This is a genomic window from Aquisalinus luteolus (assembly GCF_009712425.2).
Classification (GTDB): Bacteria; Pseudomonadota; Alphaproteobacteria; order Caulobacterales; family Parvularculaceae; genus Aquisalinus; species Aquisalinus luteolus.
Map to the genome: position 1 here is coordinate 143,319 of NZ_VCJR02000004.1, position 21,825 is coordinate 165,143.

At 57.5% G+C, this 21,825-nt stretch carries 23 protein-coding genes, 1 tRNA gene and 1 pseudogene; 13 read left to right on the forward strand and 12 right to left on the reverse strand.

Annotation, left to right across the window (positions count from 1 at the left end; genetic code table 11):
* Positions 1–95: 95 nt before the first annotated feature.
* From FF098_RS15760 to FF098_RS15780, 5 genes are all read left to right on the forward strand, one after another.
* The gene (locus FF098_RS15760; RefSeq protein ID WP_155142335.1) at positions 96–320 is read left to right on the forward strand and encodes a hypothetical protein; all 225 of its coding nucleotides are present in this window, start codon (positions 96–98) and stop codon (positions 318–320) included.
* A gap of 97 nt (positions 321–417) precedes the next feature.
* Positions 418–1,320, forward strand: coding sequence for a DMT family transporter (locus FF098_RS15765; protein ID WP_155142337.1), 903 nt, complete (start codon positions 418–420; stop codon positions 1,318–1,320).
* A 9-nt stretch (positions 1,321–1,329) separates the two neighbouring features.
* Complete coding sequence (locus FF098_RS15770; RefSeq protein ID WP_155142339.1) at positions 1,330–2,025, forward strand: N-acetylmuramoyl-L-alanine amidase; 696 nt, start codon at positions 1,330–1,332, stop codon at positions 2,023–2,025.
* Positions 2,026–2,273: 248 nt separating this feature from the next.
* Entirely contained in the window at positions 2,274–3,446 is a 1,173-nt protein-coding gene (gene mnmA / locus FF098_RS15775) for a tRNA 2-thiouridine(34) synthase MnmA (RefSeq protein WP_155142341.1), read from the forward strand.
* Positions 3,446–4,051: an HAD family hydrolase gene (locus FF098_RS15780; protein ID WP_155142343.1), complete on the forward strand. Its 606-nt coding sequence runs from the start codon at positions 3,446–3,448 to the stop codon at positions 4,049–4,051. The genes mnmA and FF098_RS15780 overlap by 1 nt, the downstream gene beginning before the upstream one ends.
* A gap of 141 nt (positions 4,052–4,192) precedes the next feature.
* Here FF098_RS15780 and FF098_RS15785 read toward each other — a convergent pair whose 3' ends face one another.
* Both FF098_RS15785 and ggt read right to left on the reverse strand, forming a co-directional pair.
* Positions 4,193–4,843 carry a hypothetical protein gene (locus tag FF098_RS15785; RefSeq protein WP_155142345.1) on the reverse strand — a complete coding sequence of 217 codons (651 nt, stop codon included), beginning with the start codon at positions 4,841–4,843 and terminating at the stop codon, positions 4,193–4,195.
* 63 nt (positions 4,844–4,906) lie between these two features.
* Positions 4,907–6,703, reverse strand: a complete 1,797-nt coding sequence (gene ggt, locus FF098_RS15790; protein WP_155142348.1) for a gamma-glutamyltransferase — start codon at positions 6,701–6,703, stop codon at positions 4,907–4,909.
* Positions 6,704–6,756: 53 nt separating this feature from the next.
* Between ggt and FF098_RS15795 the strand changes: the two genes are divergently transcribed.
* The 3 genes from FF098_RS15795 (at position 6,757) to FF098_RS15805 (ending at position 8,500) form a co-directional block, all read left to right on the forward strand.
* On the forward strand, positions 6,757–7,812 hold the full coding sequence (locus FF098_RS15795) for a P1 family peptidase (protein WP_205967538.1): 1,056 nt from the start codon (positions 6,757–6,759) through the stop codon (positions 7,810–7,812).
* Between the two features lie 2 nt (positions 7,813–7,814).
* A complete protein-coding gene (locus tag FF098_RS15800) occupies positions 7,815–8,291 on the forward strand; it encodes a GNAT family N-acetyltransferase (RefSeq protein ID WP_155142350.1) in 477 nt (158 codons plus the stop codon).
* Positions 8,292–8,423: 132 nt separating this feature from the next.
* Positions 8,424–8,500, forward strand: a tRNA-Arg gene (locus FF098_RS15805).
* A 541-nt stretch (positions 8,501–9,041) separates the two neighbouring features.
* Here the strand turns inward: FF098_RS15805 and FF098_RS18055 are convergent.
* The 8 genes and pseudogenes from FF098_RS18055 to FF098_RS15850 all read right to left on the reverse strand — a co-directional run.
* Positions 9,042–10,037 (reverse strand): annotated as a pseudogene (locus FF098_RS18055) (recombinase family protein); the annotation flags it as partial.
* Positions 10,038–10,316: 279 nt separating this feature from the next.
* Entirely contained in the window at positions 10,317–10,676 is a 360-nt protein-coding gene (locus FF098_RS15820; protein ID WP_155142354.1) for a hypothetical protein, read from the reverse strand.
* A 176-nt stretch (positions 10,677–10,852) separates the two neighbouring features.
* Complete coding sequence (locus tag FF098_RS15825) at positions 10,853–11,233, reverse strand: hypothetical protein (protein WP_155142356.1); 381 nt, start codon at positions 11,231–11,233, stop codon at positions 10,853–10,855.
* Positions 11,217–11,531: a hypothetical protein gene (locus tag FF098_RS15830; RefSeq protein ID WP_188544146.1), complete on the reverse strand. Its 315-nt coding sequence runs from the start codon at positions 11,529–11,531 to the stop codon at positions 11,217–11,219. The genes FF098_RS15825 and FF098_RS15830 overlap by 17 nt, the downstream gene beginning before the upstream one ends.
* A gap of 26 nt (positions 11,532–11,557) precedes the next feature.
* Entirely contained in the window at positions 11,558–11,791 is a 234-nt protein-coding gene (locus FF098_RS15835; RefSeq protein ID WP_155142358.1) for a hypothetical protein, read from the reverse strand.
* Positions 11,781–13,589: a type IV secretory system conjugative DNA transfer family protein gene (locus tag FF098_RS15840; RefSeq protein ID WP_155142359.1), complete on the reverse strand. Its 1,809-nt coding sequence runs from the start codon at positions 13,587–13,589 to the stop codon at positions 11,781–11,783. The genes FF098_RS15835 and FF098_RS15840 overlap by 11 nt, the downstream gene beginning before the upstream one ends.
* A gap of 5 nt (positions 13,590–13,594) precedes the next feature.
* Positions 13,595–14,893: a hypothetical protein gene (locus FF098_RS15845; protein WP_155142361.1), complete on the reverse strand. Its 1,299-nt coding sequence runs from the start codon at positions 14,891–14,893 to the stop codon at positions 13,595–13,597.
* A 30-nt stretch (positions 14,894–14,923) separates the two neighbouring features.
* On the reverse strand, positions 14,924–15,949 hold the full coding sequence (locus FF098_RS15850; protein WP_155142363.1) for a hypothetical protein: 1,026 nt from the start codon (positions 15,947–15,949) through the stop codon (positions 14,924–14,926).
* Between the two features lie 53 nt (positions 15,950–16,002).
* On the opposite strand from FF098_RS15850, the gene FF098_RS15855 reads away from it, so the two are divergent.
* From FF098_RS15855 to FF098_RS15865, 3 genes are all read left to right on the forward strand, one after another.
* Positions 16,003–16,941 (forward strand): hypothetical protein, encoded by a 939-nt coding sequence (locus FF098_RS15855; protein WP_155142365.1) that lies wholly within the window; start codon positions 16,003–16,005, stop codon positions 16,939–16,941.
* An 87-nt stretch (positions 16,942–17,028) separates the two neighbouring features.
* A complete protein-coding gene (locus tag FF098_RS15860) occupies positions 17,029–17,394 on the forward strand; it encodes an ankyrin repeat domain-containing protein (RefSeq protein ID WP_155142367.1) in 366 nt (121 codons plus the stop codon).
* Positions 17,395–17,587: 193 nt separating this feature from the next.
* Complete coding sequence (locus tag FF098_RS15865; RefSeq protein ID WP_155142369.1) at positions 17,588–18,262, forward strand: hypothetical protein; 675 nt, start codon at positions 17,588–17,590, stop codon at positions 18,260–18,262.
* Here the strand turns inward: FF098_RS15865 and FF098_RS15870 are convergent.
* The gene (locus tag FF098_RS15870) at positions 18,259–18,612 is read right to left on the reverse strand and encodes a hypothetical protein (RefSeq protein WP_155142370.1); all 354 of its coding nucleotides are present in this window, start codon (positions 18,610–18,612) and stop codon (positions 18,259–18,261) included. The genes FF098_RS15865 and FF098_RS15870 overlap by 4 nt on opposite strands.
* Before the next feature lie 140 nt (positions 18,613–18,752).
* Here FF098_RS15870 and FF098_RS15875 point away from each other — a divergent pair, with 140 nt between their 5' ends.
* Positions 18,753–19,331 (forward strand): recombinase family protein, encoded by a 579-nt coding sequence (locus FF098_RS15875; protein WP_155142372.1) that lies wholly within the window; start codon positions 18,753–18,755, stop codon positions 19,329–19,331.
* 5 nt (positions 19,332–19,336) lie between these two features.
* On the opposite strand, the gene FF098_RS15880 is transcribed toward FF098_RS15875, so the two are convergent.
* A complete protein-coding gene (locus FF098_RS15880) occupies positions 19,337–20,269 on the reverse strand; it encodes a hypothetical protein (protein WP_155142374.1) in 933 nt (310 codons plus the stop codon).
* Between the two features lie 749 nt (positions 20,270–21,018).
* Here FF098_RS15880 and FF098_RS15890 point away from each other — a divergent pair.
* Complete coding sequence (locus tag FF098_RS15890) at positions 21,019–21,192, forward strand: hypothetical protein (protein WP_155142378.1); 174 nt, start codon at positions 21,019–21,021, stop codon at positions 21,190–21,192.
* Positions 21,193–21,825 lie beyond the last annotated feature (633 nt).

Below are 21,825 nucleotides of genomic sequence, written 5' to 3' on the forward strand. Positions count from 1 at the left end.
CCCGCTTGTGTCCTTCATGCATCCTTGCCCATGGTTAATTCTGGCCCATGTTGAATGTGCTGGATAATTCGAACGGCGAGTGATTAAATAACCCCATGAACAGTGCACCGGTAACCCGTCAGTCCCTTTCCGCAACGGATCTCGCGAAGAAAGCCGCCAGCGGTCTTATGGATGTCGTATTGTTCGTCGTCGTGTTGTGCTTTACCGGCGTCGCCATGATCGCCGTTGCCATCGTCGCGCCGCTCGCCGTCGGCATCTCCGCCCTGATCGGCCGCCATCGCGACACGCGATCCAGCTGGAAACGCGTCAAGGCCAGCTAGCCAGAGTTTCTCTCATCGTCATAAGGAATAGTGACTGGCAGATCGTGCCAGCTCACCCTATGGTCCGGCTTCCGATAAATGAGGGAAGGCAGGGGACATGCCCGCGCGCGAACTGATCATGCTGGTGGCGATGTGCCTTGTCTGGGGGCTGCATCTGGTCGTCATTCGCGCGACGACAAACCAGTTCGTCGATCCGATCTTCTATGCCGCCTGCCGGATGACGCTGGTCGCGATCATCCTCTCGCCGCTCTTGCGCATCCACCATGGCCAGATGAAGCGCATCGCCATCGCCGGGCTGTGTCTCGGCGGGCTGAACTATGCGCTGATGTTTACCGGCTTTGCCCATGCCTCGGCCTCCGTCGGGGCGATGGTGATGGAGCTGTATGTACCCATCACCGTGCTGATGGCCGTGCTGGTGCTGAAGGAGCGGATCGGCGTGCCGCGCATTGCCGGTATCCTCATAGCCATTGCCGGGGTCGGGCTGATCGCGCTGTCGCAGGAAAGCGATGGCGATACGTCCATGTTAGGGGTCGCGCTGCTTGTCGCGGCGATGGCCTCCGAAGCGACGGGGGCAATCATCGTGAAGAAGATCGAAGGGGTGAAGCCGCTGGAACTGCTCGGCTGGTTCGCGATCTTCGGCTCGGTCTTCCTGTGGACCGCGACGCTGACGCTGGAGCGCGACCAGATGGCCGTGCTGACGGGGGAGAATATCTGGCCGTTTCTGGCGGCGCTGTCCTTTACCGTGTTCGGGGCGTCAATGTTCGGGCATACGACCTATTACTGGCTGATCCAGCGTCTGCCGGTGAACCAGGTGTCGTCCTCGACGCTGCTGGCGACGGTGATCGCCGTGGCGGGCGGCGTGTTCATTCTCGGTGAGCCGGTGACGTGGCAGTTTATTGTCGGCGGGCTGATGACGCTTGGCGGGGTCGGGGTTATCCTGATCCGGACGAAAGACAAGCAGGGGCCGCCATCGGCGACCATCGCCCCGATTGAGAACTAGGATGACCGCATGAGCCTGACGATCAATAGAGACCATCGCTCGCCGAACCATGATGAGCGCGGTGAAAAGATCGACATGATCGTGCTGCATTATACGGGTATGGAAAGCGGACCGGCGGCGCTGGCGCGGCTGTGCGACAGCGAAGCGAGGGTCAGCGCCCATTACCTGGTCGAGGAAGATGGCGCGGTGTTCGCGCTGGTCGACGAGGGCCGGCGCGCCTGGCATGCCGGCCTGTCGCACTGGCAGGGACGGGACAATGTGAATGGCTGCTCGGTCGGCATCGAGATCGTCAATCCCGGCCATGAATGGGGTTATCGCAAGTTTCCCGGCGTGCAGAGCGATGCGGTGGTAGCGCTGGTGACCGAGATCGTCGCGCGCCATGGCGTGCCGGCCTCCCGCGTTGTCGGCCACAGCGATGTCGCGCCTGAGCGCAAGGAAGACCCGGGCGAGCTGTTCCCCTGGCACAAGCTGTCGCGGCCCGGTCTGGCGCTTGCCTCCATCGACCCGGCGCTGCCTTTGCCGGAGGAGCTGCCGGATTATGCCGCGGCGATCACCATGCTGCGGGAGATCGGCTATGGCTTTCGCGATGGCCATCCGGTGGCGGCCGTTCTCGCCTTCCAGCGGCGCTTTTTGCCGGGCCAGATGGGGCAGGGGCTGAACCCGCAGACGCGGGCTGCCGTAGCGCGCGTTCACGCACAGCTTTAACTCAGGTCCCACGCGGTTAATGAAGTCTTGCCGATAAACCCTTCATGGCAAACGAAAAATTTACCATGTGCCTCTAGCGTCATCCTCAACGACCGGCGAAAAACAAGCGCCGGAAGTGGGGTGACCTGTGTGCAAGCGGGTCTAGGGGTGAAGACCCGCCGCGCCAGAGGCCGGCGGGTTTTTCATTGCGCGACTGGCCGCCAGCGCGGCACTGGCGTTATGACGCCAAAACCCTTATATGCGCGGCCATGAGTAATGTTCTGGACAAGACGGATAATCTGGCGCTGACGCGCAGGGTGGCGGGCGAGCTCGACCTCGGCCTGCCCAAGGGCGCGCGCATCATCGTTGCCATGTCGGGCGGGGTTGATTCCTCCGTCACCGCGGCGCTGTGCCATTATGCGGGCTATGACGTCGTCGGCGTGACGCTGCAGCTTTACGACCATGGCGTCGCGATCCAGAAGAAAGGCGCGTGCTGTGCCGGGCAGGATATCCATGACGCCCGCCGCGTGGCCGAGGCGCTGGGCATTCCCCATTACGTGCTCGATTACGAGAACCGCTTTTCCGACGCGGTGATGGAAGATTTCGCCGATACCTATCTGGCCGGTGCAACGCCGATCCCCTGCGTGCGCTGCAATGAGCGGGTGAAGTTCAAGGATTTGCTGGAGACCGCCCGCGACCTTGGCGGCGCGGCGATGGCGACCGGGCATTATATCGCCCGCGAGGTCGGCGAGAGCGGCAAGGCGGAACTGCGCCGGGCCGCCGATGCCGACCGCGACCAGAGCTATTTCCTGTTCACGACCACGCAAGAGCAGCTGGACTTTTTGCGCTTTCCGCTAGGGCACCTGCCGAAGCCGGACGTGCGCGCCATTGCGGCGGAGCTGGGCCTTGTCGTTGCCGACAAGCCGGACAGCCAGGACATCTGCTTCGTGCCGGAGGGCAAATATACCTCCGTGGTCGAACGGTTGCGCCCCGGGGCGGCGGAGCCGGGCGAGATCGTCCATGTCGACGGCACGGTGATGGGCACCCATCCGGGCGTTATTCACTACACGGTCGGCCAGCGCCGGGGTCTCGGAATTGCGACCGGCGATCCGCTCTACGTGGTCAAGCTCGATGCTGACAGGAAACAGGTTGTGGTCGGTCCGCGCGAGGCGCTGACGACCAAGGTGATCCATCTGAAGGACGCCAACTGGATCGGTGACGAGGCCGTGCCCGAAGGCGGCATGCGCGTCGCCGTCAAAGTGCGCTCGACCCGGCCGCCGGAAATCGCGACCCTGCGCCGCGATGGCGACAGGCTGTCCGTCGTGCTCGACGAACCGGAAGACGGCGTCTCCCCCGGTCAGGCCTGCGTGTTCTATACGCCCGATGAAGGCAACAGCCGCGTCCTCGGCGGCGGCTGGATCGCCTCGACGGAAGCGGCGTAATGGCATCCATCGTTCTTTTTGATTTGGGCAATGTGCTGCTCGACTGGAGCCCCGTGCGTCTGTACACGGAGCTGATGGGCTCTCGGGAGAAGGCCGAGGAGTTCTGCGCGACTGTTACCACGATGGAATGGCATAGCGTGCATGATCGCGGTGTGCCCATGGCGGAGAATGCCCGCCGCCTCATCGAGAAGCACCCTGACCATGCCGAGCTGATCCATGCCTGGCGGATCGACTGGCTCGACATGTTCGACGGTTATGTCGACGGTGTCGATGATATTGTACGTGAGCTGAAGGGGGCGGGCGTGCCGCTTTATGCCCTGTCCAACATGCCGGCGGAGGTCTGGCCGGAAATGCTGGAAGAATTCCCCGTGCTGAAGGAGTTCCGCGACACGGTCATTTCCGCCGAGGAGAAGGTGATCAAGCCTGATCCGCGTATCTATCAGATATCGCTGGCGCGTATGGGCAATCCCGATCCGTCGGACGTGTTGTTCATCGACGACCGGCAGGACAATGTCGATGCGGCAATTGCAGTCGGCATGAAGGCCGTGCGATTTACCGATGCTAACACCTTTCGCGCTGCGCTGGGCGAGGCCGGGCTGCTCTAGGTCAGGCGTGCTGACAAATCCTCGTACTTCGTGGGCTCCTTCGGAGCCACCTCAGTATGAGGATTTGTATTCCGCCAGCTTCCTCATCCTGAGGTGCCTCGCGTCAGCGAGGCCTCGAAGGACGGGGAAGCGTATAAGTGCTCAGGAGCAGCCTTCGATATAATCGACAGGCGGCGTCAGTCCGATGCGGTAGCGGCCGATCGTGCCTTCGCCGAATTCCTGTTCGAAGATCACTTTGGCGCCATCACCGAAATCGACATGGATATCGTCTTCATCCGTATAGGGATTTTGCATCAGTTCGGCATCCGGGTAAAGCGCGACGACTTCATCGACGGTCATGCCGACCATGGCACCGGCCTCGGTGGCGACGCCCGGCGCACGGACATCGAGACGCATGACATTGCCACCCTCGACCATGAAGCCGATCTCGTAGCTTTCCGGCGCGACATTGAGATAGAAGCATTCCGGATTGCCGTAAGGGTCTTCGTCCGGCCCGCCGACGAGGCCGCCTGGATAGGCGGCGCGGGCTTCGTCAGCACTCATACCGAATCTCACTCCGCAATAGCCCTCTGCCGTCGCTGGACCACAGTCTGCGCCCGCCAGGTCTTCGCCCTCAGCGCGGACAGGCAGGCTCGCCATATCGTCTTCCAGTTCTTCGATGGCTTCGTCCGTTTCCTCAGCCGTCATTTCCTCAGGGGCAGTACCCTCCGGTGTGGCAGGCGTCGCCGCATCCTCGCCGCAGGCGGCGAGCAAGGCGGACAGGGACAGGCTGGCAAGAAGGAGTTTGTTCATGGGATGGGTCGCTTTCCTTTGTCGGTAGTCATTATCCGCCGAAATGTTGCGCATCGAAAGAGGCTATTGCGTGGCATCGCCTGCCATGACATCTCCGATGACAAAATTACCTTCGCGGCGCTTGTCGGCTCCACCGACCAGTTCGCCATCAGCCGTCACCATCACGCCATAGACGCCGCTGGTCAGCGCTGTCTCGCGCGGCTCAAGGCCGAAGGCGGCGAGGGCGGCGAGGCGCTCTGCATCGAGGCGGTCTTCCTCGACCATCACGCCGCCGCGCGGGATGACGATATTGGGCAGGTCGATCGCCTCCTGCATGCTCATGTCCCAGTCGAGCATCCCGACAACGGTTTTGGCGACATAGCCGATGATGGCGGGCCCGCCCGGCGAGCCGAGAGCGGCGTAGAATGAGCCGTCCTCGTTGAAGATGATGACGGGCGACATGGACGAGCGTGGCCGCTTTCCTGCCAGCGGTGCATTGGCGACCGGCTGGCCGTTCTGTTCCGGCATGAAGGAAAAATCCGTCAGCTGATTGTTGAGGATGATCCCCGCCGCCATGATATGCGAGCCGAAGGGTGCCTCGACAGAGGTGGTCATGGAGACGACGCGGCCTTGCCCGTCGCGGATCGAGAAATGGCTGGTCGAGGGCGGCTCCGGCGAGGCATCGAGGCCGAGATGGGCTTCATCCTCGAACGGGTCACCCGGCGCAACCTCGACAGCTGAGCGGTCGACCTGGATGAGGCTCGCCCTGTCGGCGACATAGCCGGGCGAAAGAAGGGCGTCCACGATATCGCCCGCGCCATGGTCGCCAATGCTCATGAAGGCGGGGTCGGCGAGGTAGAGATTGCGGTCAGCATAGGCGAGGCGGCTTGCCTCCATGAGGAGGTGCCAGCCTTCCGGTGATTCGGCTGCATACTGATCGAACTGTGTCTGTTCCAGCAGTGACAGAATCTGCAGCACGGTGACGCCGCCGGAAGAGGGCGGGCCCATGGAGCAGATCGTCTTGGTGCGATAGGGCGCGCAGACCGGCTGGCGCTCGACGGGGGAATAGTTGAAGAAATCCTCGACGGTCAGCGTGCCCGGCCCGGCGATGGAATCGACGGTGGTCGCAATTTCCTGTGCAATTTCTCCGCCGTAGAACGCGCCCGGGCCCTGTTCAGACAGGGTGCGGAGCATTTGCGCATAGGCAGGATTTTTCAGCACATGGCCGACGGGCAGGGGCTCTCCGGCCTCATCGAAGAAATAATCCTGTGAGCCGGTCATCTGTCCGAGACGGCCTGCCTCGCTCATGCGCACGATCAGGCCGTTGAGGCGCGGAGAAATTTCAAAGCCGTTCTCGGCGAGCTCCCGCGCCGGGGCGAGAAGCTCGGCGAGAGGCATTGTCCCGTGCTGTTCGTGGGCCAGCGTCAGCATGGCGACAACGCCCGGCACACCGACTGAGCGCCCGCCGGTGATCGCGTCGTAGAAATTCATCGGGCTGCCATCGGCATTCAGGAACATGTCAGGCGTGGCGCTGAGCGGTGCGGTCTCGCGCCCGTCATAGGCGATGGTGCGCCCGCTCGCCGGATCGTAATGCAGCATGAAGGCGCCGCCGCCGAGGCCGGAGGATTGCGGCTCGACCAGCGAAAGCACCGCCTGCACCGCAATCGCCGCATCGACCGCCGTGCCGCCGCGGGCAAGAACATCTGCCCCGGCCTTCGTTGCGTGCGGATTGGCCGTGGCGATGGCGAATTTTCCCTCTAGCTCTTCATAGATCTCGGTGGACGCCTCGGTACCAGTATCATCCCGGGCCTGTTGCTGGCCGCACGCAGCGAGGAAGACGAGACCGAGAAGCAGGGCGAGAGACAGGCGGGGCTTGAACATGAGCGGGCTTTCGCTTGATAACGATACAAAGACAGCAGGGTGGAACGTGTTACATGGCAAATCAAGGTAATGGTGTGGGGATGGCAGGGCCGCGTAACTCGATCACCGATATAGACGGCCTGCGCGTTGGGCACAGCCATGACCCTGATGCCAGGACCGGCGTCACCGTGATCCTGCCCGACAGGATGGTAACGGCCTCCGTCGATGTGCGCGGCGGCGGGCCGGGCACGCGCGAGACAGACGCGCTGCAGCCAGAGCGGCTTGTTGGCGGACTGAACGCGCTCGTCCTCTCCGGTGGCTCGGTCTATGGCCTAGGCGCGGCTGACGCGGTTGCCGGCATGCTGGGGGCGGAGGGCAGGGGCTATGCGCTGATCCCGTCACCGGGCGTGCCGGTCTCGCCCATCGTGCCCTCGGCAATCCTCTATGACCTTGCCAATGGCGGCAACAAGGGCTGGGGCGATACGCCGCCCTATGCCCGGCTGGGACGCGAGGCGCTTGCCCATGCCAAGGGCGAGGGCGGCACGGATGTCGGCCTCGGGCGCACCGGCGCGGGGTATGGCGCGCAAGCCGGGGCGTGGCCCGGGGGGCTTGGCACCGCGTCCTTCGTCACGCCGGAAGGCATCACCGTTGGCGCGATTGTGGCCGTGAACGCCTTCGGTTCGCCGTATATCCCCGGCACGAAATGCTTCTGGGCGTGGCCGTTCGAGATGGATGGCGAGTTCGGGGGCGTGCGCCCTGATGGCGGCGAGACAGCGCATGGCTTTCCTGACGATACCAAGCTCGGCCCTGTAAGGGCGGCGGGCGGTGCCCAGAACAGTGCGGGCGTGGCTAAACCCGGGGCAAACACGACGATCTGCGCGGTCGCGACCGATGCGGCGCTGTCGACGGCGGACTGCAAGCGCCTCGCCATCATGGCGCAGGACGGCCTGTCCCGGGCGATCCGGCCAGCCCATGCACCGGTCGATGGCGACACGGTCTTCGCCCTGTCGACAGGGGCAAGGGACCTGCCCGAGCCGAGGGCGCTGTCGCTCTCGGTTCTTGGCAATCATGCCGCCGATTGCCTTGCCCGTGCCATAGCCCGCGGCGTACATGCGGCGAACGGGGCCTGAGCATGAAACCGCAAGCGATAGAGCCCCGGCATATCGCGGGCCTGACGGCCATCAACAATGTCGACCATGAAAAGCTGTCATGGCTGGAAGACGGCGAGCTGGAAGAAATGATTGCCGGTACCGCCTATGCCCGCCAACTGGGCGATGGCGCCGCGCTGATGCTCGCCTATCGCGAGGGGGCCGATTATGCCAGCCCGCATTATCGCTGGTTCCTGGAAAGGCATGAGCGTTTCCTGTATGTCGACCGCATCGTCGTATCGCAAGCAGTGCGCGGGCAGGGCTATGGCCGGGCATTTTATGAGGACCTGGCACGGTTGGCGCGGGACGCGGGCGTGCCGGTGATAGGCTGCGAGATCAACACCCTGCCTGCAAACCCGGCCTCCATCGCCTTTCACCAGGCGCTGGGCTTTGTTCATTGCGGTCAGTCGGTGGTGGAGCCGGGCATGAAGGAAGTCGCTTATTACCGGCTTGAGCTGTAAGGCGCAGCGGCCCTTGGCGCAGTGACCCTGGCGCAGTGTCCGGAAATTTCCGGGAAAACAGGCTTGCAATTGCCGCGCGATTGGGCTTTAACCCCGCTCTCGGTCGCAGTCCTCAGGGCAGTCGACCGGCCCGCACCGGTAGCTCAGCTGGATAGAGCACCAGACTACGAATCTGGGGGTCGGGGGTTCGAATCCTCCCCGGTGCGCCATTTTGCTTCTATCCATGCAAATCTCCTCTAACACTCTGAATGGCAACGATGTTTTGGGGTTGGAAAACCCTAATTCGCGGTGGTAGGCCAACCGCTCAGAAAACGTCAGCTTGAGGACCATTCTCCTGTCCTTCAGATTGCCTGAAGACCAGAGATTCCAAGGGTTTGACAGGAAATCGAGCGCGAGTTGGAACAACTCCTCATAGGGGCGTGTCGGTTGGCCGGTTCGGGCAGCTTTTTCACTCAATTCAGTCTTGCGTGATTCCATCGCCGCGATGCGTTTCTCATAGGCCGCAGTCACGGAAGCGCTTGTCGCTTCGACAATCCTGTTCACCAGGGTGTCAATTTGGCCATCCAATTTCGTGATCTCGGCCTTGATGGAGTCGGCGAGCTGCGCAGAGCGGTGAAGCTGGTAGTCCCACATCGACTTGAAGACGGTCCGGATCACCCGGCCATGATGTTCGGTTGGCTGCAGGGCGTGGAGCACATCGACGAAGTCGCCTTCGAGCTTGTCGCGCCGGATCGATTTGCGGTGGCTGACGCAATCCTTGTTGTAGCAGAGATAATAGGCATGGCGGTCGCCGGTCTTGCTTTTCGACCAGTTGGCCGTCAGCGGTCTCTCGCAATCGCCACACAGGATAAAGCCACGCAGCGGAAAGTCTTCGTTGAGGTCACGACGCGTCGGAACCTTAGCCTTTTCCTGCAGACGATACTGGATCGCAGTGAAGGTCTCATAGTCGATCAGCGGCTCGTGGTGGCCCTTGCGCAGCGAGATATTCCATTTAGTCGATTGCACATATCCGGCATAGACTGAGCGGGTCAGGATTTCAGTTACGCGCTGGTTTCGGACTTCCCCATATTTGTCGCGAGGGAATGCGGCATAGCTCTCGAAGAAGCGCTTGACCTCGGCCTGCGTCTGGAAACGACCCGAGCCAAAGCCTTTCAGCCCTTCTTTGACAATGGAGGCAAGCGGCTCGTCCCGTACCAGCAGTTTGCCCTGACCGGCGGTCTTCTCGTAGCGATAGCCGATAGGCGCGGAGAATACCCAGTATCCGTTCTCCAGCCGCGCCCGCATTTTCTGGATCGTCTGGCGCTGGTTCTGCTTGCGCTCAAGCTGGCCTTGCGCGGCAAAGACCGTCTCTACGAACTCGCCTTCCGGTGTATCCTCGAATTTGAAATTCAGGCATTCGACCGAAGCGTTGTATTCGGCCAAACGATGACGCAGCATGAAATGGAAGATCGTGTCGCGGGCGAAGCGTTTAAGATCATCGAAGATCACGACATAGTCATGCTGCGGATGAGTTTCGAGATAGTTCAGCAGTGCGACCATACCGGGACGCTTCATGAAATCCCCGCCGCCGGAGCGATCATCGGGGAACACAGCCTCGACTTCATAGCCCTGCTGCTCTGCATAAAGACGGCAGCGATGTTCCTGACTGTCGAGACCGTGGCCTTGCGTGCGTTGCTTCACATGGCTAACCCGGCAGTAAATCAGCGCCTTTTGTTCGGCGGCATTTTTCGGTGCTGGCTGCATCATTCCTTGCCTCTCTCGGCAGAAATCGCTGCCGTCTCAAATCTGTTTCTCGTATCCCCTGATTTTACAGCATTTCCGGGCGTTCCGGTAATCGTCACGGCGTTATGCGGCAGATAGCTGTGGATAGAATTGATATCGAATCCAAGATCGATAAAGCCCTGCAGCACCGTCATCAGGCTTGTAAAATATTCAAGCGCATCTTCCTCGGTGATCGTCTCATCATCCTCGAACAAATACACAAAGTCGGCGGGTTCAGGGGGCTGCATGGCTTAATCTCTCTCTTTACTCGTAACCGGGAAAACTCTCGGACAGGCCCTCATGGCCCCGCCGCCTTGCATAGCCGGAGGTGTTGCCACCACGGCGACGCGGTTCTTCGCGTTGCTGTTCGACCTGCGGTTCTGGCTCCCGGCGCAAGGCGATGGACTGCGCATAGGCAGTCCTTGCCAGTTCAGCGACGCGCAGCAGTTCTGACCCTGTGAAGCCGTATGTGTCGCGCAGCTTGCCGTCTCGATCCTCGTAGGTCTTGGCGAGGGTGGTCGTAAAATACGGGCCGTTCTCGCCCTGGTTATGCCAGATGGTGGCTTTCAGGCTGCCATCCCGTATTGTCTCGACGGGCTGGTTGGCGGTGTTTTGTTCGTTCATGACTCTTCTCCTTTGTTTCTGGTCAAACGAAAAAGGCGGCCCGCGAAAGAACCGATAATCAGTTCCGCGCGAAGCCGCCTGCAATTACACTCTTTGTACAGAATAATAATCCAAAAATCAAGGAATTTATTCCTATATGTGTCATGCGGTAGGCGTCTTAGCGCTGTAATCTCCTTTCACCGTGACTGCTGCGGCGCATGAGCGCGGGTCTGTTCTCGACCGCGCTGCAACAGCGCCTGTTGATGCCCGATGTCGCGGTGGCGCATCGCCCAGTCCATTTGCTCCTTCGCCCAAGCCCCGTTGAAACAACTGCGATCCTGTTCGCGGCGTGTCTCCGGTGGCGGCTTCAGCGAGGGTACGGGTTTGTCGTCCCGGACCATAGACGATCCGCTACCTTCCTGTTCGCCCCGCCGCTGGGCCTCGGTCTTTTTGAGGTCGTCGAGCTGTGCCGCAAAGGACGGATCGCGGTTGCGCTGGAACGCCGTTCCCACGTCGGGAGCCTTGACGAAATAGGATGGCATCGGGCCGGGGCCCTGCCATTTAGCGCTGCGGTCCATGGTTACGTTCCTGCGCCTGTTGCGGGGCCGTCTGCTGCGACTTATCCCGCTGGTCCATTATCTGCTCGGCCCGTTCGCGTAGCGTGATCTTTCCGTCTACCGGGACGGAATCGAGATCGATGGTCAGGCCCTTCTCGTCCTTGTGTTTGTACGCGATGCCGACCCGGTTCCAGTAACTCTTACCGTTATTACCATCGCGTACATGGAAAGCGTCATAATCCGGCTGCTTGCCCGGATAGCCGCGATGCGGTTCGCCTTCTTCCGGCGTCTGGTCGGTTTGTTGGTTTTGTTCAGCCATGACATATCTCCTTTGCTGGTTGGCTGTCAGTAAACGGAAAAGATGCGGATCATCGGGCAGGATGCCTTAATGGGCGATGCCGTAACCGTGCCCAGCCTTCCGGCATAGGCGCATGTGCCATATCCGTCGCCGATAAGGATGTGCGGGGAGGCGGGTGCAAGCAGGATCAGCACGAGGGCGGGCCAGAACCAGTTATCGCAAGTCCAGGCGAGCGCCTTCAGGCCGAGCACCAGTTTCGAGGTCTTGCGGTTATAGGCCATGCCAGAATCTCCAGTTCATCTTGCGCCATAGGCGCAGCCTGATGCGCTTGAGGAAGCGCTTGCCGTGGAAGGGGTTGATCCCGACCTGCCGCCTAAAAGGCGCGATCTCGGCAAAGCTGATGGGCTCCGTGAGGAAGGGCCGGGCGGTCCGGACGATATTAATCGCGTGCTCGCAGCGTCGTATTTCATCGGGTGTCATCAGGGCGCGCGCTTCCTCACGCAGATCGTGCCCGCCAATGTCGCGGAAGCGTTTCTGGTTGCCGCTATAGCCCGCCGCCATGACGCTTTGCTCGCCGAGGAGCTTTACGATCAGGTCCAAGATTTTTTGCGAACGCTGGCCGGGCAGGAACTGCTTGATCTCGGTTTCTGACAAGAGCGTCTCGAAACATTCCTCACCATAGACCTTGATGAAGGCCGAACCGTCCTGGAAACACAGGAAGTGGCGCAGGCCATAGCCACGGCCCCAGGTCAGCAACGAATGGAGTTCCTGCAGCTTGAAGTTGGTTGCCTCGTCGGAGATCAGATAGACGGGCCGGTGCTTGGCCTCATGGCGCTTGATGACCAAAGCTGCACACCATTGGATGAGGCCGAGCGCCTGCTTCTGCGCTTCGAGGCGGCTGGCGTCGATCACGACGAAAATGTTCACGACTTTATCGGCACGTTTGAGATCGTTGAGATCGACTGTGCTCTTGCTGGTGATCTCATGGACGCGCGTCGTGATATTGAAGCGGTCGACAGCCTGCTGCGCCCCGGCGAGGAAGGATTCGAAGGTGCGGCTGTCGGCGGAGATCATGAGATTATGGAGGCCCGCCGCCAGCGCACGGAACCAGGCGATGAAGTTGGCGGCGTCTATAGCGTCATGCTCGCCAATCCACGGCGCATCCTCGATGGCGAGCGGCGGAGCCTTGCGGCTCTCTGGATCGCCGTCGCCCTGCAATACCAGTTCGCCGCACACCATCTGCAGGGAGGTCAGCAGCCGTTCGCGGTCATTCAGAAGTTGCGCGACTTCGCCCAGCGTCGCCTCACGATCATAGACCAGGCAGACGAAGATGATGGCGAAGGTCAGGTCTTTCCTGGACCCATTGCGGAAGTAGAGATTATCGTCCCCGCCCTTGGATGGTTCCGGGTAGAGCTGCATTGCCAGTTCCTGGCAGTCGTCGGAGACATCCTTCAGCCCGCCAGTAGCCCAGAGCAGATTGACGATCAGCATCAGCGGGTTGAAATAGGCGCTTTTCCCTAGAACATCCGTCCACAGATCGGCAAAGTTGATGACAACCACTTCTTCGCCGCGCGCTTCCAGTGCCGGTTTGCATAGGCAAGAGAGTTCGCCCTTGAAGTCGATGATAAGCTTGGCATGGCCGATCATCAGGATCGTGTTGACGACCGTGTAGATGCCCTTGCCGGTTCCGGCAGGGGCGATGCACAGCGCATTGGACTGGAAGTCGGAAACGACGGGTTGAAAGCGGCCCCGGTGACGGACTGCGCCCAGGAACATGCCGTTCATGCGTCGGGAGCATTGCCGTTTGATTTCGCGCCAGTCTGCCCATCCGGCGGTGCCCTTCAGGCCCGAAGACTGGTTGGCATAGTGCCAGGCGAGCATCTTTGCGGCAAAGCGCAGGGCCGCCGCGCTCAGCTTCATGACCGAGGCAAGGATCATCAGTGCGAGCACCGCCCGGATCAGGTGGTATTCCTGATAACCTTGGATGTACTCGGCATAATGAAACCCGATAATCGCCGCGCCGCCCATAAGCAGCGCGGATTTAAGGGATTGCCGGGAGTTTTGCGATGCCTCGGCCATGGGTGTCAGTTCCAGCCGACGAGGCTGAGGACATCGATCACCGTCCACGCGGCATTGGGCGCGGAGCGGGTCTCGGCCAGATCGAGATAACCGGCCCCGGCATTGCCGCGCGTCGTCGCGATCTCGAACGGGGCCGCCCAGGTCTTCTCGCCGATGGAAATCCGCACCTCGCCGGTCAGTGTCTCAGGCACGGAGCCGTGATAGAGATTGGCGGCGACCAGAAGCTGCGACAGATCGACGGGAGCCGAAAACGCGATCAGTTCGAACCCGTTGAGGAGATCAGGCGAGGCCGTATAATCCTTGAAGAACTCGCCTTCGCGCGAACGCGGATTGCGGTAAGAGAGGACTTCCGCCTCCTCATAGGGCTGGGCGTAGAGATCGACATCGCAGTCGCAGGCCCAGCGGATACCGATCTCGATATTTCGCACGCTGCCGAGCTGGGATTGTGCCAGGCGCTCAGTCGTCACCTCCCGCTCATAGATCGAGCGGGTTTCGGTGCGCGAGGCAGAGACCGGGATCATATCCAGCTTGGGGGAGTTCGAGAACACATAATTATGGGCGATGGTCGGAACGTCGCCTGCGGCACGGACTAGCCCTTGCGCAAGATCGCGGTCGAAGGTGACGAGCTGACCGCCGATGGCTTCGACCTCCAACGTCCAGAAGCGCCGCGTCGCGGCCTCATGGCGTTCATTGTTCTGCCAGCCCGCACCGGGGAACAGCATATGGACGGGCAGATCGGCAAGAGACGCACCGCCCAGTTCCATGGAATAGGGGCTGAGTTGTTCGGCGACATGGATATGGGCGTCGGACGGCACATGGCCGAACTCCATGGTGAATGCCGGTTCCTTTTCATCCCTATAGACTGGCGGGCCGACCAGGATGAGGCCGTCATAGGCAGCAGCCTCGTAATTGCGGGCGATGGTGCGCAGGATCAGTGGCGGATTGATGATCCCGCCTGTCCCGGACCCCGCGTTTTGTGCCTCGGCATAGTCCGTCAGAAGCTTGAGACAGGCGGCATTGGCCTGGATCTTTGCCTTGATGTGGCGGTAGGACTCGCGATCCGGCACGGTGATGTCGCAGAGACGCGTGCCGTCTTGGCCGTTCAGGAACACCGAGGTCTCGCCCGGCTCGGTCTCCTCAATGGCGAAGCGCATCAGCGGCGGCACGATCTCTGCGGCATGCTCGTGGCTCATGCCTTCCGGCAGGGCGATCAGAAAGCTCTTGGCTGCGGCAGGCCCCGTGACAAGGGCCGAGGATAGTAGCAGCGTAGCAGCAAGGCGGCGGATAGTTTTGGTCTGTGTCATGATGATCTCCATGAGATTAGGGATTGCGGATCAGTGCTCGCGGCCCTGCAGGCTGAACCAGTCAGCTGCGGAGCGTTCGATGAAGACGAAACGGGCGGCGTGAAGCTCGTCCCGGAAACCGTGAGCCTTCTTCTGTTCTTCGATCAGCGCCTTGTGGGTCTCTTCGCAATCGACCTTGGCTTTGCGGGCATCATCCCATTCCGGATTGGCGTAATAGGAATCAGCTGAATATTTCGACGCCACGGTCGAGACTACGAGGAACAGGGCGGCCCCGGCCATGACTTCGGCGAAGAGCTGGACAGCTGTCAGCAGGCTACCTTTGGAACCTCTGCCGGTTTCGCCGAGCGAGCCCCAGTCGATATCGCCGGTCAGCCCGCCATAAGTGCCGGAAAACAGGATGATCCAGCCGAGCAGCATGGCGAAAGCAATGCCGTAAACGCCCCAGGCATAGAGCTTGCGCAGTCGGTCGGTATCGAAGAAGTCATAGACGAACTTCACCGCGAGGCTGGAGGCAGGCACCAAAAAGGACATGACCATGGCCATCCAGGGATGATCGAGGAAGACGGTGACCGCCGAGTTGAGCATCAGCGAGGTCGCATTGACCATGCCCATGATCATCAGGATGACGGCCATGGCGGCGCAGATGCCTGCCGTCACCTTGTCCTGCATCTGCCAGTCGCGCAGCTTGGTGCCGGTGAAGAGATTGCCGTTCGACAAAGCGGTGCCGCTATTGGCGACACGCTTGATAAAGCGGCTGGTCTCGGACAGCTTCCGCTCGGCTTGGGAGAGGCATTTCTCCGAATGGGCGACGCGCTTGTCGATATCGGCGCAGTCCATCTCGGCCTGGCGCAGCAGATCGGCGTTCAGCTCGTTCCACTGGCCTTGCCCGTACCCCCGTACAGCTTCTTCTCCCTTCGGATTGTTGCGATGCTTGCCGATGAAGTTTTCATCGAGGGCAGGCGTACGGATGCGGCTATCGGTGGTCCGCTTCGCGGGGCGGCGGGATGTACCTTTCGTGTTCAGATAGGTAACGACGGATTTGGTCTTGTTTGGCATGGTCTCTTCCTTTCGGCTTGCCATCACGGAGCTTCGAGGGTGAAACTCCCGCCATGGACCATGACCCGAAAGAAACGCCGCGTACCGCAAACGTCGTTGGCATTGGCGCAAATCTTGTTTGCGATCCCGACGACCGAAAACGGACACGCTATCCGGTGGAATGGAAGGAGTGCTGCCGCGATATTTTCAAGGAATACCGGCGCTACAAGAGCGAGACGGAGGGCGGCGAGTACAGTTGGACCCGAATCCGCAACCAGATCATGCGCAAATACGATGTGTATGAAGGCACACGCATTGTTGAAGAAAGCACGCTCCTCAGTCGGCAGAACCTTGAATCGTTCGTCAGGCATGGGAAGATGCTGAACGACGACAAGTTCAAATTCCTCGATCACTTCACCCATGAAAACCTGCTAGATCCGACCAGCGATTTTTCCATCGCTGCGGAACGGGTGATCGCCTATCGCGAGAAACTCCAGCAGGAGTGTTTTCATGTTCTCTATTTGGGGGATCGCCGCCATGTAGACAAAAACGTTTCTCAATATGTAAGTCATTTTTCCGAACGTCTTTTCATCTTGGAAAGCCCTCCAGATGAAGATGAGAAACTGGGAAGCGCAATATATTTGAAACCACAAGAATATGCATGCTTTTCTGTGGTATTTATATATTATAGAAACTCACATCTGTTTTCTTTTGATACAAGCGTGCGCCACGGATATAAATATTTCGGCTACTTTCTACCTTTGTCACTGCATGATCATGATGGCAAAAAGACTTGGAGTTATGGGGTATTAAATCTATTCGATAGAAGTCAATTCAATACCAAACCTGCTTTCTTTCACAGCGCTGCTCACGGTTTTTTGAGTGAGCAGGATACCTCGATACTCATATCTGGAATAAGTACTCCATATAATCCCTTGCGTTACGCGACCATGGGGGAAAGGGGGCAAAAGAAAGCAGCTTATATTTACGTCAGCAACTATTTTTCCAGGTGAGGCGTTCAATCATAAGAGATATATTGAATATTCGATAAACAAAGAGCAAATTGAATATTTAAATAATTTGCACGATGAGTATTTGCTATGGTAAAAATCAATGTGCATACAGATAAAGGTGACAAAATACAGCCACCTGATTTGTTCCAGGCGGCTCGCAACAATGATATCAAAGAGCTAGCGGCGGCAATTCAGGACGGGCAATCGCTCAATGACATAGAGGATGTAAAGTCAGGGCTTACACCGATGCACATTGCGTGCATTCACCGTAGTGATACATTTCTCAAAGCTGCAGTACAGTATGAATTCGATCCTTGGATTCGCGATTGCAATCTACGTTTAGCGATTGACCATGCGAGAGCTCAGGGGCTGAGAGATATCCAAAAGGCACTATTCGAAAAGATGTATCCGCCAAGCTGGGATAGCGATCCGGTAGTACGGATAGATCGATGACGCCGCCCTGGTTAATAATCCCTTAACAATCAATCCGTATAATGATTGTTATGAATTTAATATTGCAATTTTGTAGTGTAGGTCTTTTACGGGTCAGGCGGGTTACAAAGGGGCGTGCTGGAATGAGTGCCAGTTACGCTGATGGCGTAACTGGCAGCCGGGGTGTAGCCCGGCACGGTTTTGGTGAGGGCGCATGAGCGATATCTTCACCGATGATGCCAAAGGCACCGAGAAAGACCGCGTGGAACTTGCCCGAAAAGCCGTTGCGGAAGCCGGAGGCCCGGCCATCGGGTCTGCAGCCCAGCATGAGAAAGACAGGCAGGAACAGGAAAAGCGAGAGAAAGACCGCGCCTTTCAGCAAACCATGATGCTGCTAAGCCGCCTTGCCACGCCGGAAGAAATCGCCGCTTGCATGGTCAAGCTGGATGACCTTCAAACACGGCTTGATGTGGCTTTTGATGAACTGGAAGAATGGCGGGTCGAGATCGAAGCCAGACAAGCCCATTCAGAAGACGGCACAGCAATCTATCGTATGGAAGACGGGCGCTTCTGCACGGCAGACAAGCGCGTTATTCCCGCTGACCACTTGCCGGATGACATCCCGAAAGATGCGCTGACACTCGCAGAATACGAGGCGTACCTCCGCCGCGCCGAACAGCTCGCCCGCATTCAGGATGAGGTCATCAACTCAGGGCGTGAAAAACTGGAGAGCGGCGAAGCGACCTTGAAGGATATCAAGGAAATTGAGGCGCAGATCGATGACGCTATAGCGATCATTGAAAACCCGGACCTCGATAGCGAACGCGGTTTACAGATGGATGATAACCTAAAACCATCGTCGCCTATGGCCTTTCCACCAGCACCCTAAAGATCGTCACAAGCCATCGTTGCAACAGCATAAACCGTTGAGGTTGCTTGTTTTGATGGGTACTGCTCCATTATCTCAGCCAGCTTGATTTGCCCGTCTCCGCCTTTGATAAACCAATTGAGAAGGCAACCCGCCGTTTCCGGCCTATCCTTGGCGACGACTTGAGCCGCCATGTTTACGGCTCCATTGACCCACGATTGCCGTTCCCGGTCAGGCAATGCCAGCAGGTCGGAGTTCAGCAATTCTCGTGCTGGTTTGTCGCCAATGACCGGGTGTTGCGCGGACGAGGTTGAAGCCAGGGCAATTCCGGCCACGCCTGTCAGCAACAATGCTGTGGATAAGATTCCCAAAAACGTTCCGTATCAGGAATGAGTGATTTAACCTTTAACAGCCTCCGCAAAGCCACGGTTTCTGCGGGCGGGTTTTGGAGAATTTCTATGTCCTGCAACCGAACCGTTTTGAGGCAGGCAAGTTAAAACGGAGGAGCCACATGAAAATAGGCTATGCGCGGGTTTCGACAGCCGACCAATCGCTGGATTTACAGCTCAAAGCCCTGAAAGAGGCAGGCTGCGACAGGATTTATCAGGACCACGGCATCAGCGGGATGCGGTTTGACAGGCCGGGCTATGGCAAAGCCATGCAGGCATTAAAAGAAGGCGATACGCTGGTCGTTTGGCGGCTGGACCGCCTCGCCCGCTCCATGCTCGAACTGACCGATACCGTAACGACACTTCATAATCGCGGCATCGGCTTCCGTTCGCTGTGTGAGTATTTCGACCTTGGCACTCCAGTCGGGGATTTCATGCTGCATATACTCAGCGCCATGGCCCATTTTGAACGGGCATTGATTATCGAGCGCACCCGCGCAGGCATGGCAGCCGCCAAGGCTCGTGGCGTTCAGATCGGCAGGCCGCCCGCGATGGACGGCGAGACATTCCGCGAAGCGCTGTTCCTCATCAATCGTGGGCTATCGGTCCCGGCAACAGCGACGCAGATCGGAGTCGGCAAATCCACTTTGTATCGGTACCTTTCGGAAAATGCAGCGCGATATCACCGCCTCAATATGTAGAACCGTTACTCAAAATCACTATCGTGAGGACTCTTTAAAAATAAAACACTTCTGCCTTCTTGTGCGACGTCATTCGTAAGTAATGAGTTTATATGTAGTATATCGGGATAGTGGATTTCCAGCTGCTTCGGATCGAAATATGAAACACCGGAAATTTTCTCTAATGCTTCGTTTTCTTGTTCTTGACGAATAAAAAGAATTCGTGAAGAAAAAACTTCGCCTGAGACATGGCGTCTAACAGTTATCGCAGAGAAGTATTCATGAATCTTGAAAGGTTGATTCTTTGCATACAGAAAATTAGGATACTGATTATGTTCTTCAAATCCAATGCAGACAAAATAGTCTCCAATAGGCACTATAAAGCCTGTTTCCTTGACAGGCGGAGTGTTGAAATCTTGATCTCTTCTACGAAAAAAGGATGAATATGTCGGGAGCCTATATTGATTGTTTATATTATAATCATCAATTTCAAAATGTCCTCTAAGGATACCATAGGCTCTATCTTTTGCTGTATCGTAACTCTTAGGTTGCGCCGCATATCTGACAAACTGGTATTTTCCAGCATATTTTATGCAAAACTCCTGTATTTCTTTTTCGGGAAGCCCTAAGCGATTTGATATTATTCCTCCTAATGTAAGATCACTATATTCAATATTTTTATTTTGAGAAAATGTATATGGATACAAGAATTTTAGATTTGAGTATATCCAGCTTGGTAATTCGCTTTCTTTTTGAATAAAAAACTCCTCGACAAAATAAAATATTTTATCGTGAATTTGGGGCGCGGCAGTGCCCGCATAAAAATTTGAAATATCCTTCTCTCCTAAGCTCAGTCGCTTGATAATATCTTTCTTTTTCAATGCAAAGCGTGCCCGCGCGAACTCAAGAAGGGTTCTGAGCGCTAAAATTTGGTCTTCAGATAATTTATTTGAAGCCATAGCCGACCATTAAAAAGCAGTATCACACAGGTAAGCTTTTAGCCAATGCGGGTTAGGAATTTCTTAAGGCGAGGTGTCTCCCGCGACTGTGGAACTCGGCCAGCTGGGGAAAATCTGTGGATAAAGTGTAGGCAATTCCTAATGTGGCTGTATTGCACTCACACTTGTGGCATACTCAGCTATAAAATTATTTGATCTACTTATAATTAGGAATATTTGTTGGAGCCCAAAAATCGAAAAATGATGTCTAGTAGCTGTAACTCTACAGCATTTTACGAGGGGGATAAAAAATTCACCTTGAAGAAACTTCAGGTGAGACTTAGGGCGGACATAAAGGAAGCCATTGATAACGCTTCGGAAAAATCAAACAAGAGTATCAATCGATATGTCAATGAGGTGTTGGCAGAGCATTTCAATCTGGATCCGGATTGACAGGCTGCCCCCCAACTCACCGCGAAGGGAATCTAATAACTGCATGATTTAAGCTTAAAGATGTTAGGAAAAATCCTATTGTGGAGCTTTATCCTAAAAATAAGTGACGCCACCAGCAAAGTTTGCTAAGGTGGCGTCGTCGTGGTGAAGCATCTTCTACAAATTTCCAGTGAGCAGAAGAGCTTCGGGTGCACTGAATCTTATAAGAAACAGCAGGTTGCGTGAGTAAGGCCAATTGCTGAAGCTGTCAAGGAGTACTAGGGTTCAGTCACCTCGACATTGTTGCAGACCATCAACAATTTCAGCGAGGTGAAATTATGCTCATCGATACCAAAAATTGCACGGTTATCATTATTCCCATGGTTGCATATGCCAAGGGAGAGACAAAAGACCTACCTAGCTTTCTTCAAAAGTGGGGTGATCGCATTGCGGATGAGGGCTATAAAGAACCAGACGAAAACGTCTATATCCTTGGCGATAATGACGATTAGTTTTCTTACCGTATCGAATAGAGAGCCCAAGGAAAATCCTTGGGCTCTTTTGTTCCATCGCTGATTTCGACAACATAACCTAGCGAGATGGATCGGCGGCATCACCACACTGACTTGGAACTGCGAGAGGTGATGCGAAACTTGCAGAGTTTGGCGCCATCGACCTTGATTAGCGATCATATCTCTTCCGCCAAAGCATACTGACGCTTCAACCATTTTCGGACAGCCTGCATCTGCTCTATCGCAAACCGAACTACACGATTAATCTCAGAACTCGGGTTTTCGTTGATCGCAAGCATGTATTCAGCGAAGCTGAATTCGTTCTCACCCCGCAACGGCTTTGTAGTACAGAAGCAGACGTTGGACGTTGCAGGGATCGCAAGATGTAGCCTGTAGTACAGGCTATCTTGCCAGAGAGGCCCGCTGCGCGCCTCCCGTGGACCCTCCCGGCCTTGGCGGGGCAGGGGCATTGAGCCCCACTTCCCACCATACAATCGTATCGCCGATTGATCACGACCAAAGAGCCTGCCCGTGCTCTTTGGAAACATAGGCCAACCCTGATGGGGTGGATGGCCTCCGCACATCGCGCGACGATGTGAGCGCAAGGTCAACGCAACAGGAGGCACCCTTATG